This is a genomic window from Anaerococcus sp. NML200537 (assembly GCF_026131715.1).
In the GTDB taxonomy this organism is placed as follows: Bacteria; Bacillota; Clostridia; order Tissierellales; family Peptoniphilaceae; genus Anaerococcus; species Anaerococcus kampingae.
On record NZ_JAMXSL010000017.1, the window covers coordinates 1 to 17,599 of the forward strand.

Sequence of the window (17,599 nt, forward strand, 5' to 3'; positions counted from 1 at the left end):
CTTTAATTTCGTAATCCTTATATTTTTTAATATAAGAGTCTTTCTTAGAATTTTCTATAAGGAGTTTAGGGCTTGGAAAAAATTTTTCTTCATTAATTAGCCAGGCTTTCTTATCATTTAATTCTTCAAATAATATATCATCTTTTTTCTTTCCATACTTACGTTTTGCCTTTGCCTTTATTGGATATCTTTTTATCTTGTAAGATTCATTTTCTAAGGAGAAATTTTCACTGGCGAGCCCTAGCTTGCCATTAGCCGGCTCTCTTACATATTCTATGATTACATTATCTCCTATGGCATAAGACAGACTTGATTTCAAAAATAAATTTTCATTATCACTTATTTGTACGAAATATGAAGAGAGGCTATCAATTTTATTTACAACTTTTCCCCTATAGATATTATTAAGAAGAGAGTCATAGAAAATGACTTCCATAACTCTCTTATCTTCTTGTCTGATTATTATTTTTTCTTTTGGGTCTATATAAATATATTTCATTTTGCAAATATCATTTTTAGTTTTTCAAAAAATCCAAGACTTGGTATTTCTTCTTCTTTGTCTGCTATGAGATTATCTATAACAGTTTTGAAAAATTCATTTTCCTTTACAACTCCAAGAAATTTAGAATTCTTGCTATCAATTTTATTCTTATAATTTCTTATATCAAAGTCTTTTGAGGCCTTGTTTATAAAGAAATAATTAGAATTTAAGTCCTTATCTATATCTTTTTCTGATATTATGTCTATTTTTACTGCTCCTTTAATATCTAGGTCTAGATTATCGATAATTACTATATCACTATCTAATATATCTATTAAAGTATAAACATCTTCTACCTTAAAATCATATTTATCTTCTAAGAGTGGCGGGATTATAAAGCCTAGGTTAGAATTTTCATTTACTATGACCCTATCAAGACCGGCAAAGCCTAAGAAATAATCAGCTATATCATAGCTTATCATCCCATCTTTGCCAAAAAAGTCTTCCAAATTTTGCTTTTCATCTCTAAAAAATGATGTGAGTAGGACTTTTTCATTTTGGGCTAGTCTTTCAGAAAGATTTACAGCAAAATCTGTCTTTCCTATATTATTTTCCCCATTTATTAAATATATTTTCATAAAAACATCCTTTGTTAATTTTGACCATTTGCAGATTCACCGAGATTTCTAATATCATTTTCAGTTGGTTCTGCATTTATCATTTCTACGTTTAGGTCAAAGTACCTTGCTATTATATCTCTCATTATTGGTGATGCATTATAAGAAGTGTCACCTTGGGTTAGAACTATAGATATAGCTATCTCTGGATTATCATATGGAGCAAAGCCTACCATCCATGCATAGGTATCATAGTCTGTACCATCTGGGTTTTGACCTTCTACTTCTGCTGTACCTGTTTTTATACCAATATCTACCGGTAATTGGTTTAAAACAGCATTATTCTGACTTACTAGAAGTGTTCCGTATTTGATATCTTCTAAATATTTTGGATCTTTGATATCTATTTTATCACTATGAGGAACATTTTCAAAAAGCACTTCGCCTGAATCGTGGTTTTTAATCTTGTTAATTAGGGTAAGTTTATTTAGATAGCCCCCGTTTGTTATAGTTGCTATAGCCCTATTCATCTGGATTGGTGTGTAGGAGTTTTGTCCCTGGCCTATTACTATATTTAACATATCTGTTATATCCCAAACTGCTTGGTTTAAATAGGTATATTTTATAGTATCAGCAAGACCTGCTCTTTGGCCTTCTGGCATGATAAGCGGATCGTAGCCTCTTTCGTCGAAGAAATCTATTATGGCTTTTCTTGACCATTCTTTAGGATTGTCAGTAAATTTAACTATATCCTTTATATCTTGTTCATACTCATCTTTAGTCTTTTTAACTCCTTCTTTTATGAAAAGAGTTAGATTTTTATCAAGATAATCTTTAAGCATTAGCTTAGTTACTTCTACTTTTTTACCAATTGAAGGAACATTGCCCTTAGCTTCCTTAGGTATATTGATTTCAATACCTGTTTCCTTATCAAGTCCAAGCATTTCTGCAGCAAGTCTTATATCATTTAGCTCAAGTTTGGTTCCTAAGGAGTCTCCATCTTCTGGGTTTTCTCCTAAGGCTAGGGTGTAGAAATAGTAGTTACAAGAATCTCTTATAGCACCATAGAGATTTTCTTCTCCATGAGTTGTACCACTTTCTGTGTAGATTAGGCATGAAAATCTCCTATTTCCTATTTCCATGAAGCCGTGACAGTTATTAACTGCAAGTGGATCTAGACCCTTTTCTAGGGCTGCTAGGGCTGTTACTAGCTTAAAGGTTGAACCTGGCATCACTGCTGTTTGGGTTGCTATATTTAGCATTGGTCTTGGAGCAAGCGGCCCATCACTTTCTTCTACTTGGAGCCCTTCCCAGTCTGATTGAGATATACCTGTTGAAAATAGGTTTGGGTCATAGTTTGGATATGAAGCCATTGCTAAAACTTCACCAGTTTTAACATCAGATACTACTACAGCACCACTTTCTGCATGAGGAGCCATCTTAAACGGTCTAAATGAACCATATTCTGACTCATAAAATCCTGTTTCTCTCAATGCTTCTAGGACCCCTTTTAGAGAATCTTCGGCTTGTTTCTGAAGCTTGGCATCTATTGATAGGTAAACATCATCGCCTGGTTCAGACTTTGTTTGAGATATTAATTTGCGCCTGTTACCAGCTGAATCGACTGTTACAAGTGACCTACCGTTTTTACCCTTAAGGTTGTCTTGGTAAGATTCTTCAATACCAGTCTTACCAATTATCTCATCTCTAAGATAATTTCTCTCTTTTACATACTTATCTACTTCCTCAGGTGTGGCTATTGGTCCCATGTAACCTAGTATATGGCTTGCAAGATTCCTATTTGGGTAGGACCTTATTGGCATGGTTTCTACAACTATCCCTGAAGCAGAATCTATTTTTTCTTCTATTTTTAGAACTGTTGATTCATCTAGGTTGTAGACTATATTTATAGGTCTATAACCAAAGTTCCCTTGGCGGTTTAAGGTGTTATCAATTGTAAGTATTCCAACAGCCTCAACATCATTATAAGCTTCAAGATTTGTAACCTTTTTAAGGTATTTTAAGATTTGTTGGCCATTTTTTTCCTTCATAAGGATATCTACTGTTTCTTTAGTAGAATTAGTCTTATCCTTATTTGCATAGTAGGTATAGAAATCTTTTTTATCTGTAGTAAAGGTATAGGACCAATCTTCTGGATCATCTTCTGTGATATCTATGTTTGGATAAATATTATTTTTAGTATTGGCATTTTGTGCCATGTATTTCACATATTCTGACAATAGAAGCGGCTTTAACAAACCATTTTCATCAGCAAGTCTTGCAAGTTCGTCTACTGCAGAACCCGCTTGAGGATTCCTAAATCTCACGTCTACTGAATATTGGTTCTTATCATCTTTTGATTCAGTGATAACTTCTGTCTCAAAGTTCGCATATATCCCCTTATTTTCTAGCTGTTCAATTAGCATATTGGCTGGGATTACATAAGCTCCCTTATCATCTACCATGGCTGATGTTAAAACATCACTTATTGTAGCATTTTTAACTATTTCATAAAAGTCATTAGCTGGCGTTGACTTAAGATTTATCTTATCAAAGACCTTGTGCAATCTCGCTTTTTTCTCTATCAAGTCCTGATCAGCTTTTATGGCGTATTCATCCATGGTAAGCTTTCCTAATAAATTATTATCTTCTAGAAGCTTATATGCTAATAGCCTTGCATGAGAGTTTTGTAGTATTGATAAAAGAACTGATCTATCATTTCCTACTGATTCTAAGATTACATCTGTAGGCTCATCATCTTTTGTAAATCCTATAGAAGCAAGCTTTTTCTCATAATTTTTCTTATATTCTAGCTTAAGATTGCCATTTACCTGATTTGCATGGGCCGGTATATCTATCCCCCTCTTTTTAAGAGCAAGGATGGCTGTATTTGCTGTTTCATACTTCATTCCATCTTTTTCATAAAAGGAAAATAGAAAGTCAGATACTAAGTCATTATCTATAATTGTATCGACTACTTTTTCTATTGGCATTTCTTTTTGGCTAAAGTAATCTTTAAAGTCTTTATATTTGGAAGTATTTAATTTTATGTTGAAATCTTCTGTATAATTGACTCCATCTTCTTCAAGTATATCTACTAAATCTGATATGAGACTTTGCCTCTTATCAGCATCTACGGCCATTAGCTCATCTTTATATAGTTTTATGGTAAAAGATGGGATTGAGCTTGCTAGAAGCTTTCCATTTCTATCATAGATATTTCCCCTACTTGCTAATTCATCGACTTCCTTTACCTTCCTATTATCAGATAGGTCCCTATAATAGTCCCCCTTTGAGACCATTACATTAAAAAGCCTAACTCCAATTATTAACATTAGGAGAACAACTATTACTTGAATAAAAATAAGTCTATTCTCTTTTTTATCGCGCATATTATCCTCTAAATCCTATAAGTTGGTATATACATTATTTTCTTTATCAAATAATAATAAATCAGATACACTAAGGAGTTTAGGATTGCTTCTACAAGTATCTCAATTCCTAAATAATCTGTTATTGATAAGATTGACTTGCCAAAGATATAATATATACCATTTACAAGTAAGAAATTAAATAATGTTGCTATTAAGCAAATAATAAAGCCTTTAGTCTTATCCTTTGATACCTTTACTATATGTCCTCCTGCAAAAAGACCTATTAGGTAATAAGATAAGGCTCTTACACCTACTAACTGGGTAAATAGAAAATCTTCTATTATACCAACTACTAATCCTCCTGCTCGACCAGTCTTACCTGGCAAGACTTGGGATAGGGCTATTACTGCTGGGATTATAATATTTACATTTGCTCCTAATATATCAATTTTGGCAAATATAGATGTTTGCAAAATGAAGGTTATAAATAAAATCATAAAGCTTTTAAATTTATTCATGAATTTCTCCTTCCTTTTGCTTAGGTTGTTCACTTTTTGGCTTTTCATCTAAATTATAATTGTTTGAACTTTTTAGGACCAAAACCCTATAAAGATGTGAAAAATCAACTGGTGAATTTATTGTAATATTTTTTCTCAAAGAATCTTGTGTCATGGTAACTGTCGCTACCCTTCCTACATAGATTCCATAAGGATATATTCCACCTAAACCACTTGTTAGGAGTATATCTTTTTCTTCTATCTTGCTTTCTATATCTAACATATAGCCTTGAATGGTATTTTTATCAAACCTATCAATTACACCATAATCTCCCGAATTTGCATTTACAAAAGATACGTCATTTTGACTTGAGTTTATTGTTTCTACCCTGGCTGTTGTTTGATAAACTTCTGTTACCTTGCCTACAAGGCCTGTATAAAACTTGCTATCTCCTACAGCTTGGAGAATGATGTCATTTTTCTCAATCCCATCAACCTTGCCCTTATCTATAGTAAAGTGAGTGGTCATGGAATTTACATCTGTATTAATTAGCTTTGCTTTAATATACTTATTGTCTGTTCCCCTTGTGGCCGCTGCTTCATCTTTTAGGAATTCACTTCTATTTATGGCTGTTGCATATCTTGCATTTTCCATAACTAAAGCCCTATTTTCGGCTTCTAATCTTAGGACTTCTGCTCTAGTTTCTTTTGATCCAATTGTTCTTTCAAGCTGATCTATTATAGCAGATGAAATAGAATAAGTCACACTTTCTATTGGTTTTAGGAGAGTGTTAGCTATGTTTGAACCTGTTTTAGATAGCCCATCCACTTGACTTGAAATTAAAATCACTATTAATAAACTAACTATAGTTATTATAAAGGGTGTTTTTTCTTTTTTTACTCTTTTATATGCCATAAAAACCTACTTACGATATTTCAAATATTTTTCTGGATTTTCCAAAATCATACCTGCCCCTAGGATAGCATCTGTGCTTGGGTCTTCTGAGTGGTAAGATTTAAGTCCAATTTTCTTTTCAATGTATTCTGCCATACCTGATAGTTGTGATAGGGAACCTGATAAAGCAAAACCGTTTTTCTTTATGTCTGCCGAAATTTCTGGTGGTGTTTTTTCTAAAACTTCAAATACCATATCACATATCTCATCTGCAAATGGCAATATTGTTGAAACTAGCTCATTTGATTTAATAATCTCAGTTTTAGGCTTAGAATCTGTAAAATCTCTACCATCAACCGACATTTCCATATTGGCATCTTTTACCTTTAGGCTTGCTAGGGCTATTTTTACTTTTTCAGCTGTATTTTTACCTATTTCAAGATTTTTATTATCTCTAAAATATGAAACTATCTTTTCATCTAGGTAGTCTCCACCTTTATTTATGGTTTTTGATGTAACTATTCCATTTAGGGAAATTACAGCTACCTGGCTTGTACCAGCTCCCATATTTATCAGTAGAATCCCCTTAGATTCTTCAGGTGATAGGTTCATACCATACGCACAAGCTAAGGACTCATCTACAAGTATTATATCCCTACTACCTGCATGGAGAGCTGCATCTTCCACCGCTCTTTTTTGTATATCTGTAATGCCAGAAGGTACCACTATTACAACCTTTGGCTGTATAAAGCTAAAACCTTCATTTACTTTTCCAAAAAAGTAATTGAGCATAGCTTCTGTAAGGTTAAAATCTGTTATAACTCCATTTTTAATTGGCTTTACTACCTGTATATTTTTGTGGGTCTTGCCTAGCATATCCTTTGCTTCTTGGCCTACAGCTTCGACTTTTTGGTAGTTTTCGTCAAGCACTAAGCTTGATGGTTCGTTTATTATTAAACCCTCGCCTTTTTTATAAACTAAAATATTGCTAGTACCAAGGTCTATGGCAAAATCTGTAGCAATCAACTTTAATTTCATAATATTCTCCTATATATAATTATCTCTTTTTAAAGATACATAATCAGTATGACCAATTATAATGTGGTCAAGTACATTTATATCAAGTATTTCTCCAGCATCTATGAGTCTTCTAGTAACCATTATATCAGCCTTAGACGGGTCTGGATTACCTGATGGGTGGTTGTGAACTAATATTATTGACTTAGCACTCTTTTTGATTGCCTTCTTAAAAACTTCTCTAGGATTTACTATTGATGAATTTAAGTCACCTATAGATATTAATTCATTTGCTATAACCATATTTTTATTATTCAATAAAACTATGTAAAAATGTTCCCTATCTTCCATGGCAAGTTTATTTCTAAACATCTGGTAGACATCTTCATTAGATGTGATTTTGTCATATTTCTTGTTTAGATATTCTTCCTTAAGCCTCTTACCAAGCTGAAGGCTTGCTATTACCTTTGTAGCCTTAGCATCCTTTATCCCCTTAATCTTTCTAAGATCAGATACTCCTATTTCTAGAAGGTCTTCTGTTGAGAAGGAATCAAGGATTTCTCCAGCAAGTTCTATTGCGTTTTTCTCACTTGTTCCTGTTTGTAAAATTATGGCCAAAAGCTCTGTATTTGTCAGAGCTCCATAGCCATAGTTTATCAACTTCTCCCTGGGCCTATCAGATTCTTTCATCTGCTTTATAGTTTGTTTCACTTAAGCTTTTCTCCAATATCTAGTTTTTTCATATGCTTTATTACAAAATTGGATGAAAGGCCTACAAAAAATCCGGTAAAGGTACCAACAAATACAAGGAGTGGTAAATAATAAAACATCTTTATATTCTCCATAACTACAACAGATACTATTATCTGTCCAAGATTGTGGGCAAAGGCACCAATTTCACTTACACCAATAAAAGAAAATAGTTTATCATGAAATTTAAGGGCAAGAACCATGGCAATTGATGCTAGAATGGCCCCGGCAGCTGAATAAAAGAAAGCAGAAACTGCTCCTGTTATTAAAACCAGCATAAAGGATTTTAGTAAGGATATTGTAAGACTAGCCTTAAATCCATAAAAGTAAAGACTTACTAGTATTATTATATTAGAAAGTCCAAGTTTTGCACCCGGAATAGGAACTGGCATTGGGATTTGTAATTCAACAACTGATATCACTAGGGCAAGTGCTAAGAGAAGGGCCATATTTGTTAATTTTTTGGTATTCATTATCTTACCACCTTATCTATTTTTTCTTCCTTTTGGCTTTTTTTATCGCTTTCTTCTACCTCAAGAAAGAGCCTGTTAGGTAGACAAATTATTGTCTCGCCTTCTTTTGAGATTGCATGCATATGGGTACAAATTTGATCAAGACAATCAGCCTCAACAACCTTAGCCTTGCCATCTTTTATCTCAATCTTATTATAATGGCCACCATATCTGGCTACATACTCCCCATCCTTTTCTAAAGGAAGTCTTTCTATTATCTTTCCATCTTGTTCTACTACTAACATATCACCGTCATACTTTTGGCTTTCTTTATATATCAAAAAATTAAATCCTAAAGACAGGCACAGAAGTCCAACTATTACGATTATATCACCTTTTTTTATCTTCATCTATATATTCCCTCTATAAAAATTTTAATTGTACTCAATTATAATATTATATACTTTTTAGCCTATAAAACTAGGAATTTATATGTAAAATTTAAGATAAAAAAAGAAGCCCAGGGCTTCCGATCTTGATAAAGTATAAGAATGCTTTGTAGTTATATAAATTAATATTTTCCTATGTAGGAATTAACTTTATCAAAATAGTTGCCGCAGGCTTCGTTTTTATTCATTTATTGTTATACATTTATTTGGACATTTTTCACATGCTGTCTTTAATAGTTCCATATCAAAGTCATTACCGTGAACTTCTTTTGATAGGAAGTTATCCATTGCAAATGCTTCAGGGTAGGTTTTTGCACAAATTGTACAACCTATACATGAATTAGAGCAGTTTGCTCTTGCATCTTTGCCCTTGTCATGAGATGAACATAGGACTACTTGTTTTTGTGAAAATGGTATAAGCTCGATTATATTTTTTGGACATACGTCTACGCACTTGCCACAAGCTACACATTTTTCTCTATTAACTAAGGCTACTCCATCTACTATATGTATTGCATCAAATGGGCAGGTTTTTTCACAAGTGCCACATCCTATACATCCATAGTTACAAGCTTTTTTACCGCCAAATAAAGCAATTTGCGCCCTACAGTCCTCTAGACCTTGGTAAGCAAATTTATCCTTAGCAGCTTCTATAGTACCATTACATTTTACTATAGCTACCTTTCTATCGTCTGATGCTGTAGCTTCTACACCCATTGCAGCTGCTACTGCTGCTGTAGTGTTTGGTCCGCCTATAGCACAGGCATTTACTTCTGCTTCGCCTTTTGCTATGGCTGCTGCAAGTCCATCACAGCCAGGATAACCGCATGCACCACAGTTAGCACCTGGTAGGGCATCCCTAACTGCTGCTTCTTTGACTGATTTTTCTACGTGGAATTTATCTGAGATAAATCCTAAAGCTATCGCAAATACAAAGCCCATTACGGCTAGTATTGCCATTGGTAATAATAAATTCATCGCTTCCTCCTATGCTAAACCTGCAAAGCCCATGAAGGCTATAGCCATTAGACCTAGGGTTATTAAAGAGAGTGGGGCTCCCTTAAATGACTCAGGAACGTTGTTATATTCTGTCTTTTCTCTTAGGTAAGCTAGGATCATGATTGCTAGCATAAATCCTATTGATGATGCAAAGGCATATACTGTTGCTTCTACTAAGTTATAAGATAAGTCTATTGTTTTGATTGCTACACCAAGAACCACACAGTTGGTTGTGATTAGTGGTAGATAAACACCCAAAGCTCCATAAAGGGCAGGCATTGATTTTTTCATTACTGTTTCTACTGATTGAACTAGAGTTGCTATAACCAAGATAAATACTACTGTTTGTAGGTATTGTACATTAAAGGCCTCTAATATGTAATATTGGATAAACCAAGTTATAATTGTTGCAAGTACTATTACAAATATTACCGCAAAACCCATTCCTCTAGCAGTCTCAACCTTACTTGTAACACCTAGGGTTGGACAAATACCTAAGAATTGTCCAAGTACGTAGTTTGATACAAATATAGTTGCTATTATGATTTTAAATAATTCTACTAGCATGATAACTCCTATTTAGCTTTCTTTCTATTTGTAATCGCATGGAAGGCTGCGTAAATCATTCCAAGTACTATAAATGATGATGCTGGTTGAAGCATAAATCCTATAGTGTATTCTTCTGGTATGATTCCTATTCCAAAAAGTGTGCCTGCTCCTAGTAATTCTCTGAAGAAGGCAAGTATTGATATAGCTATAGTATAGCCTATACCTTGGCTGATACCATCTACTATTGATGCGATTGGGCCATTTTGTGATGCAAATCCTTCTGCACGAGCAAGGATGATACAGTTTACTACTATTAGTGGTATAAAGATACCCAAAGACTGATCAAGGGCTGGTGCATAGGCCTTTATTAGCATTTGAACAATAGTTACAAAGCCTGCTATAACTACGATGAAAGAAGGTATCCTTATTTCATCTGATATGAAGTTACGTAATAAGGATATAACTAAGTTACTCATTACAAGTACGAAGGTTACTGACACTCCCATACCTACAGCATTAGTTAAGGTTGAAGATATGGCTAGTACAGAACACATACCAACCATCTGTACAAGGACAGGGTTGTTTTTTATGATTCCATCGGTAAATATTTTACCAAAATTTACCTTTTCTTTTTTATTTTCTTTTGCCATGATAGCTCCTATTCTAATTTAGAGAGAACTTCTCTTGCATCGTTGATACCTCTTAGGATGGTGTTTGTTGAAATTGTAGCACCTGACATGCCAACTATTTCATTTTCCCCACCTGAGGCTGATGCCTTAACTTCACTGTCCATATTTACTCCAACCATTCCTTCTTTGAAGAAATCTTCTTCCATTTGTTTACCAAAGCCTGCTGACTCTGAATGGCTTAATGGAGCAAATCCTGTTATGTTGTGGTCACTATCAACACCTATTAAGAATTGTATATCGCCGCCGTATCCGCCTGGAGATTGGATTTGGAATACATATCCATCACCATCGGCTCCTTTTGCCTTGTATACTTCTTGGATTGTATCTGGCTTATCTGCAACTTCTACTGGCTCATAAGAATCTGCTTTATAAACTATAGCAAGGGATTCTTTTAGCTCTTCTTGTTTACGTGCTTCTATGATAGGAGCAGTCATATTATTTGTAAAAGCAAGGGCTAGGGCAGTTACTGATGTTATTAATAGTAATTTTATACCTAATTTAAAACTCTTATTCATTTTCCCCTCCTTTTTTTGCTTTAGCTTTACCAAAGATCCTATCTCTTGTGTGTTTTTCTATAACTGGTACTAAGAGGTTCATTAATAGGATTGAGTAAGATACACCTTCTGGATATCCACCCCATAGCCTTATAACAGCTGTTAAGAAACCACAACCAAAGGCAAATACTATTTGTCCCTTAGGAGTGATTGGGGCTGTAGTATAATCTGTTGCCATAAAGAAGGCACCAAGGATTAGACCACCTGATAAGATTTGACTTAGTAAATAATTAAGATCAAAACCCCTGCCAAATATTGCAAGTAGGACTGTTGTAGTCACTATATATGTAAGTGGGATTCTTATATGGATTACTTTTCTAAATAGTAAGTATCCTGCGCCAATTAATAAGGCTATAGCACTAATCTCACCAATACATCCTGGAATGTGTCCGATAAATAAATCCATTAGGCTGTAAGCTTTTGGATCTGATAATGGTGTTGCTTGAGAAACCATTGATACATCGCTTATAGTTTTTAGAGTTGCAACTCTTTCTGTTGGCACGAAGTTTGTCATTGTATCTGACCAAGAAGCCATTAGGAAGGCTCTTGCAGCAAGTGCTGGGTTTACAATGTTTTGACCAATTCCGCCGTAGAACATCTTTGCAACGATTATAGCAAACATTGAACCTATCACTATTTGCCAAACTGGTAAGGTAAATGGCACATTGTAGGCTAATAAAATACCTGTTACAACTGCTGATAAATCTTTGATTGTATTTTTTCTTTTTGTTAATTTATTAAAGGCTGCTTCTGATAGAACACAGGCTATTACTGATGCTAGTATTAAAACTAGGGCCCTGTAACCAAAGTAGTAAATTCCGACAGCTCCTGCAGGAATAAGTGCAATAATAACATCAAGCATGTCATTTGCTACTGTCCTTTTACTTCTAAGGTGTGGAGAAGCAGTTACTAATAATTGTTTATTATTTTCCATAATCCCCCCTATTTTCCTGCCTGTCTTATTTGTCTCTTAGCAAATTTGATAGCTTCTACTAAAGGTCTTCTTGCAGGACACACAAATGAGCATGAACCGCATTCTATACAATCAAGAGCGCCCTCTTGGTCTGCCTTTTCAAATCTACCGTCTAGAGCGTGTTTGTGGATGTAGTTTGGTAGCAAGAATACTGGACATACGCTTACACATCTTCCACATCTTATACAAGGATCTGCTTCTTCGATGAAGGCTTCCTTGCTATCTAAAACTAGGATACAGTTAGTAGCTTTTTCCACTGGTTTTGTGAGGTCTGGTTGAGCTATACCACACATTGGTCCACCATTTATAACCTTAGCTACATCATCTGAACCGCCAGCTTCTTCTAGAAGCTCACCAAAGCTTACACCAAGTCTTACCTTCATGTTTGTTGGGTTTTTGACTGATGAGCCTGTAACAGTTAGGATTCTTTCATATAGAGGTTTACCCATGAAAAGCGCTTCATAAATTGCATTTACAGTAGAAATATTTGATACAATTGCTCCTACATCCATTGGAAGTCCACCTGATGGTACTTCCCTATCTAGGATTGCATTTATAAGTCTTTTTTCATCACCTTGTGGATATTTGGTCTTAAGCTTTACTACTTCAATAGTGCCTTCGAATTTGTTAGATTTCGCAAATTCTTCTAGGGCCTTTGTCATTGTTTCGTAAGCCTTTGGTTTATTATCTTCTATGGCTATAAAACCTTTTTTGGCATCCACTGCCTTAAGTAGTTGAATTAAACCCTTTATTATATGTAGGGGATAATTTTTCATTATGTAGTCATCACAGGTGATAAAAGGTTCACACTCTGCACCATTTACAATTACGGTATCTACTGGTTTGTTTGGTGAATATTTAATGTGGGCAGGAAAGGCTGCTCCACCCATACCAACTATTCCAGCTTCCTTAATCTTTGCTACGATCTCTTCCTTGCTTAAGTTTACGTTTTCAGATTCAAGGTAAGTTTTTTCTTGATCGAAGCCTTCAGTGTCAATTATTACTGCCTTGGTATTTTTACCTGAGGCTGATTGTATGTCGACTATGTCTTTTACAATGCCTGCCACTGAGGAATGTATGTTTGCTGAGAAGTTACCAACTGCACTAGCAATCAAATCTCCTACAGCAACTTCATCTTTCTTATTGACAATGCACTTACTAGGTGCGCCTATGTGTTGAGTTAGTGGAATTGTTACAAGCTTTGGAATAGCAGCTGTTTTAAGGCTGCTATTTTCTGTTAGCTCTTTATATTCCGCCATCTGAACACCATGAGCAAATGTCATAGTATTAGTTGCCATCTTTCTCTCCTTTTATTATTTTTTCTCTACACTTCTATTATAGAATAAAATCGAAAATTTCTCAATATTTATCTTACATTTGAGATAATATCTTCTAAAAATGTCATAAAGTTATCAAAGGCTAGCTGTTTTAGATTTGCAAGTCTCTCCTTGCTAGGCAAGCCATTTTTGTAAAACTTCTTGTAGACATCATAGTTTGCATCTATTTTTGTTACATATTGCCTTGTTTCTTCAAATGGAATATCTAAAGGATTTGGATTTGTAGCATCAACAATTCCTTCATTAATCCACTTATCGACATTACCCACACCACCATTGTAGGCTGCTAGGGCTAAGTCTCTGTTGTTGTAATACCTATAAAGATAATCATAGTAGGCAAGACCTAGGTCAAGATTATACTCAACTTCTGAAAGCTTTTCTGGATGAAATTCCTTATTTGTAAGTTCAGCCGCATGGGATGCAGTTTGATCAAGAAGTTGCATCAAGCCCTTAGCATCTTGGTGACTTTGCGCATCCTTGTTAAAGTCTGATTCTACCTTTATGATTGATGCTGTTAGAAGTGGGTCTACATTGTATTTTTCTGAATATTCATAGATTTCATCTTGATAATTAATCCTTGTCCTAGATGTCTGATAGGCTATTATGCCATATATTATGACAAATAGAAGCAAGATTGCAAGTAGGATAAAACCTATAAATTTACCTATAGCTTTGAGTGCTTTCATAAAATATTTTCCGTCCTTAAAATTTCTATTATTTTTGCCCTGAGCTCCTCTATAGAACCATCATTGTCTATGATTATTTTACCATCATTCTTAGCATTGATAGATTTTTCTTGAGTGGCTATTTTGCTTTTGGCATAAAGTTCGTTTATCCCATCACGCTCAGTCAACCTTTTAATCTGGATTTCCTCACTTGCCCTTACAAATAAGATAAGGTCAGGGTCAAATTTAGCTTCCATTTGATAAAAAAGAGGTATTTCTACAAAGACATTTTTTTCATCAAGACTTCCTATCTGCCTTTCAATCTCTGCCATAATATTGGGATGGGTAAGCTTATTTAGTCTTGTCATAAGGTCTGGACTTGCAAAAATCATTTTAGCTAGCTTATTTTTATCAAGGTCCTCATTTTCAAAAGCCTTCCTAAAAAATGGATCTTTTTTGATGGCCTCATAATTTGCTTGACCTTTTTCTAATAGCTTTTTATTTACCTGGTCGCTGTCAATAACCACAAAGCCCAATTCCCTAATTATGGAGCTTAGAGCTGACTTTCCCGATCCAATTGTCCCTGTTATTACAATCTTATTTGGACTCATACATACTATCTCCAAAACCTATGTCTACCACAAGCTTTACCTTAAGCTCTGCCGCATCTTCCATGCACTTTTGTAGGATTTCCTTAGCCCTATCCTTATCTTCTAGAGAAGATTCTATAATTATTTCATCGTGGATTTGTAAAATTATCCTTGCATCGAGGCCTTCATCTAAGAGGGTCTGGTGAGTATTTATCATGGCAATTTTGATTATATCTGCCGCAGTGCCTTGGATTGGGGTATTTAGGGCAATCCTTTCACCAAAGCTTCTGACATTAAAGTTTCTTGACGAAATCTCTGGTATATAGCGTCTTCTGTGGAAGAGGGTTTCTATATAGCCTTGATCCTTGGCAAGTTTTACGACATTATCCATATAGGCCTTAATTTGAGGATATGAAGCCTTATATGAATCTATATAATCTTTGGCTTGTTTTCTAGGTATATTTAGGTTTTGAGATAGGCCATAATCGCTTATGCCATAGATTATTCCAAAATTTACTGCCTTTGCTTCAGACCTTTGAAGCTTGCTTACCTTATCAAGTGGTGTATTAAAGACTTCAGATGCGGTCTGGGTGTGGATGTCTATGTTGTGGTTGAAGGCATCTTGCATATTTTTATCATCTGCTAGGCTTGCCAAAATTCTTAGCTCAATTTGTGAATAGTCGGCATCTATTAGGATATTGCCCTCAGCTGCCTTAAAGGCCTTTCTAATGGCCCTACCTTCGTCAGTTTTTATTGGCAAGTTTTGTAGATTTGGCTCTTGGCTTGATAATCTACCGGTTGAAGCAATATTTTGTCTAAAGGTTGATCTGATTCTTCCATCTTCATCTATAGCATTTTCTAGGCCTTCGATGTAGGTTGAGCGAAGCTTGTAGGTTTCCCTGTATTTTTCAATCTTTTCAATGATTGGATGCTTATCTCTAAGTTTTTCTAGGACTGATTGGTCTGTCGAAAATCCAGTCTTGGTCTTCTTGATAACTGGCAAGTCCAAATCTTTAAAGAGAACTTCTCCAAGCTGCTTGGTGGAGTTTATATTAAACTCGCTTCCTGCGTAGTCATATATATCTTTGGTTAGGTCTTCTATTTGACTATCAAGTCCTTCTTTTAACTCTTCTAAGACTTCTCTATCTGTAGCAAAGCCAACTATTTCCATAGCTGCAAGGACTCCAGCAAGTTTCTTTTCTATATTGTCATATAGATCTAACATCTGGTATTCTTTGAGATTTTCTAAAAGCTTATCTTTAGAATATTCTATTGCATAGATTATAGATGCCAGGTAGGAATTGAGCTTATCAGACTCAATATCTTCATATTTTTTCTTCTTAGCACCCTTGCCCAAAAGAGCCTCTTCGTTATCAACCTCAAAATTCGCATAGGACTGGCTTAGTACCTTTAAATCATAAGAGGACCTTGATGGGTCAATTAGATAGTGCATAAGCATCAAATCATCGTAAGGAGCCTTAAGCTTTATGCCTATCTTATCGAGAAGAACTATTTCTTCCTTGATATCAAAACTAGTCTTTCTAATGGATTCATCTGCAAAAATTTCCTTGAAGTTTTTAGTAAATTCATCATCAGGCTTAATTATAAAGACCTTAGAGTCCTTAGTTTTAATAGCCAGCTTAAATATTTCTGAATGGATATAATTATCTCCATTATATAAGGATTTGAAGAAAAATTCCTTATCTTCCTTTATAGATTCAATTAAGTCCTTAAAATCATCTGTGATTTCATATTTAAATTCAAGTTTAGGGGAATTCTTGCCATCAGAATCAAGCTCATCTAAAAACTTATTGAAATTAAGTTTAGCAAACTTCTCCCTAAGGCTTTCCTTGTCAATCTCTCCAAGGGCTAGGTCATCATAGTCAAATTCTACAGGAGCATCTGTGACAATTGTCCCAATTTTCTTGGACAAGTAGGCCATAGCTTCGCCATTTTCGATATTTTCCTTAGTCTTCTTGCCTGTGATATCGTCAATATTTTCATATAGACCTTCTATAGACCCATATTTTTGTATATATTGGAGGGCACGCTTTTCGCCAATCCCATCCACCCCTGGGATATTATCAGACTTATCACCCATAAGACCTTTAACATCTATAAGCTGCTTAGGGCTAATGCCATATTCTTCCTTGATTTTTTCGACATTATATTCAACAGTATCTGAAACACCCTTCCTGGTCAAATAGACAATTATTCCATCATCTACTAGCTGGAGGTAGTCCCTATCTCCTGTTATAAGGACTGCTTCATCTCCAGCTTCCTTGGCCATTTTTGCATAGGTTCCAACTATATCATCAGCCTCAAAACCATCTAGGTCGGTATATTTGACTCCCATAGATTCAAGGACATCCTTAAGTATTCCAAACTGGTAGGAAAGCTCATTTGGAGTCTTATCCCTATTTGCCTTATAATCTTTAAATTCTTCATTTCTAAAAGTTCCACCCGACCTATCAAAGGCAACCAGGACATAGTCAGGCTTATATTTATCAAAGGCGTTCTTATACATGGTCAAAAATCCATAAACGCCATTTGTCATAACTCCGTCATTGTTGGTCAAATTTGGAAGAGCAAAAAAGGCCCTGTAGATCAAAGATGAACCATCAATTAACATTACAGTTTTTTTCATTATATCTCCTTAACAAAAAATATTTCTATTTTCTGCAACAAATCTTATCTCTACCTTATAGTAT

At 34.8% G+C, this 17,599-nt stretch carries 17 protein-coding genes and 1 pseudogene; all 18 read right to left on the reverse strand.

Annotated elements, in window-relative coordinates:
- Positions 1-499 (reverse strand): annotated as a pseudogene (locus NH288_RS06085) (ribonuclease G); the annotation flags it as partial.
- Positions 496-1,119, reverse strand: a complete 624-nt coding sequence (locus NH288_RS06090) for a hypothetical protein (protein ID WP_265213919.1) — start codon at positions 1,117-1,119, stop codon at positions 496-498. The pseudogene NH288_RS06085 and the gene NH288_RS06090, both read right to left, overlap by 4 nt.
- A gap of 14 nt (positions 1,120-1,133) precedes the next feature.
- Positions 1,134-4,490, reverse strand: a complete 3,357-nt coding sequence (locus NH288_RS06095; protein WP_265213921.1) for a penicillin-binding transpeptidase domain-containing protein — start codon at positions 4,488-4,490, stop codon at positions 1,134-1,136.
- Positions 4,491-4,498: 8 nt separating this feature from the next.
- A complete protein-coding gene (mreD, locus tag NH288_RS06100) occupies positions 4,499-4,990 on the reverse strand; it encodes a rod shape-determining protein MreD (protein ID WP_265213922.1) in 492 nt (163 codons plus the stop codon).
- On the reverse strand, positions 4,983-5,885 hold the full coding sequence (mreC, locus tag NH288_RS06105; RefSeq protein WP_106460039.1) for a rod shape-determining protein MreC: 903 nt from the start codon (positions 5,883-5,885) through the stop codon (positions 4,983-4,985). The genes mreD and mreC overlap by 8 nt, the downstream gene beginning before the upstream one ends.
- Positions 5,886-5,891: 6 nt before the next feature.
- Complete coding sequence (locus NH288_RS06110; protein WP_106460038.1) at positions 5,892-6,902, reverse strand: rod shape-determining protein; 1,011 nt, start codon at positions 6,900-6,902, stop codon at positions 5,892-5,894.
- A 9-nt stretch (positions 6,903-6,911) separates the two neighbouring features.
- Positions 6,912-7,592 (reverse strand): RadC family protein, encoded by a 681-nt coding sequence (radC, locus tag NH288_RS06115; protein ID WP_106460037.1) that lies wholly within the window; start codon positions 7,590-7,592, stop codon positions 6,912-6,914.
- Positions 7,589-8,104: a Gx transporter family protein gene (locus NH288_RS06120; RefSeq protein ID WP_106460036.1), complete on the reverse strand. Its 516-nt coding sequence runs from the start codon at positions 8,102-8,104 to the stop codon at positions 7,589-7,591. The genes radC and NH288_RS06120 overlap by 4 nt, the downstream gene beginning before the upstream one ends.
- Positions 8,104-8,493: a NusG domain II-containing protein gene (locus NH288_RS06125; RefSeq protein WP_106460035.1), complete on the reverse strand. Its 390-nt coding sequence runs from the start codon at positions 8,491-8,493 to the stop codon at positions 8,104-8,106. The genes NH288_RS06120 and NH288_RS06125 overlap by 1 nt, the downstream gene beginning before the upstream one ends.
- 219 nt (positions 8,494-8,712) lie before the next feature.
- Complete coding sequence (locus tag NH288_RS06130; RefSeq protein ID WP_106460034.1) at positions 8,713-9,510, reverse strand: RnfABCDGE type electron transport complex subunit B; 798 nt, start codon at positions 9,508-9,510, stop codon at positions 8,713-8,715.
- 9 nt (positions 9,511-9,519) lie between these two features.
- Positions 9,520-10,098, reverse strand: coding sequence for an electron transport complex protein RnfA (locus NH288_RS06135; RefSeq protein ID WP_106460033.1), 579 nt, complete (start codon positions 10,096-10,098; stop codon positions 9,520-9,522).
- An 8-nt stretch (positions 10,099-10,106) separates the two neighbouring features.
- The gene (gene rsxE / locus NH288_RS06140) at positions 10,107-10,730 is read right to left on the reverse strand and encodes an electron transport complex subunit RsxE (RefSeq protein ID WP_265213930.1); all 624 of its coding nucleotides are present in this window, start codon (positions 10,728-10,730) and stop codon (positions 10,107-10,109) included.
- A gap of 8 nt (positions 10,731-10,738) precedes the next feature.
- Positions 10,739-11,284 (reverse strand): FMN-binding protein, encoded by a 546-nt coding sequence (locus NH288_RS06145; protein WP_265213932.1) that lies wholly within the window; start codon positions 11,282-11,284, stop codon positions 10,739-10,741.
- The gene (locus NH288_RS06150) at positions 11,277-12,257 is read right to left on the reverse strand and encodes an RnfABCDGE type electron transport complex subunit D (protein ID WP_265213934.1); all 981 of its coding nucleotides are present in this window, start codon (positions 12,255-12,257) and stop codon (positions 11,277-11,279) included. The genes NH288_RS06145 and NH288_RS06150 overlap by 8 nt, the downstream gene beginning before the upstream one ends.
- An 8-nt stretch (positions 12,258-12,265) precedes the next feature.
- The gene (gene rsxC, locus NH288_RS06155) at positions 12,266-13,594 is read right to left on the reverse strand and encodes an electron transport complex subunit RsxC (RefSeq protein ID WP_265213936.1); all 1,329 of its coding nucleotides are present in this window, start codon (positions 13,592-13,594) and stop codon (positions 12,266-12,268) included.
- Between the two features lie 68 nt (positions 13,595-13,662).
- Positions 13,663-14,319: a lytic transglycosylase domain-containing protein gene (locus NH288_RS06160; RefSeq protein ID WP_106460028.1), complete on the reverse strand. Its 657-nt coding sequence runs from the start codon at positions 14,317-14,319 to the stop codon at positions 13,663-13,665.
- Complete coding sequence (gene coaE / locus NH288_RS06165; RefSeq protein WP_265213939.1) at positions 14,316-14,909, reverse strand: dephospho-CoA kinase; 594 nt, start codon at positions 14,907-14,909, stop codon at positions 14,316-14,318. The genes NH288_RS06160 and coaE overlap by 4 nt, the downstream gene beginning before the upstream one ends.
- Entirely contained in the window at positions 14,896-17,535 is a 2,640-nt protein-coding gene (polA, locus tag NH288_RS06170; protein ID WP_265213941.1) for a DNA polymerase I, read from the reverse strand. The genes coaE and polA overlap by 14 nt, the downstream gene beginning before the upstream one ends.
- Between the last annotated feature and the right edge of the window lie 64 nt (positions 17,536-17,599).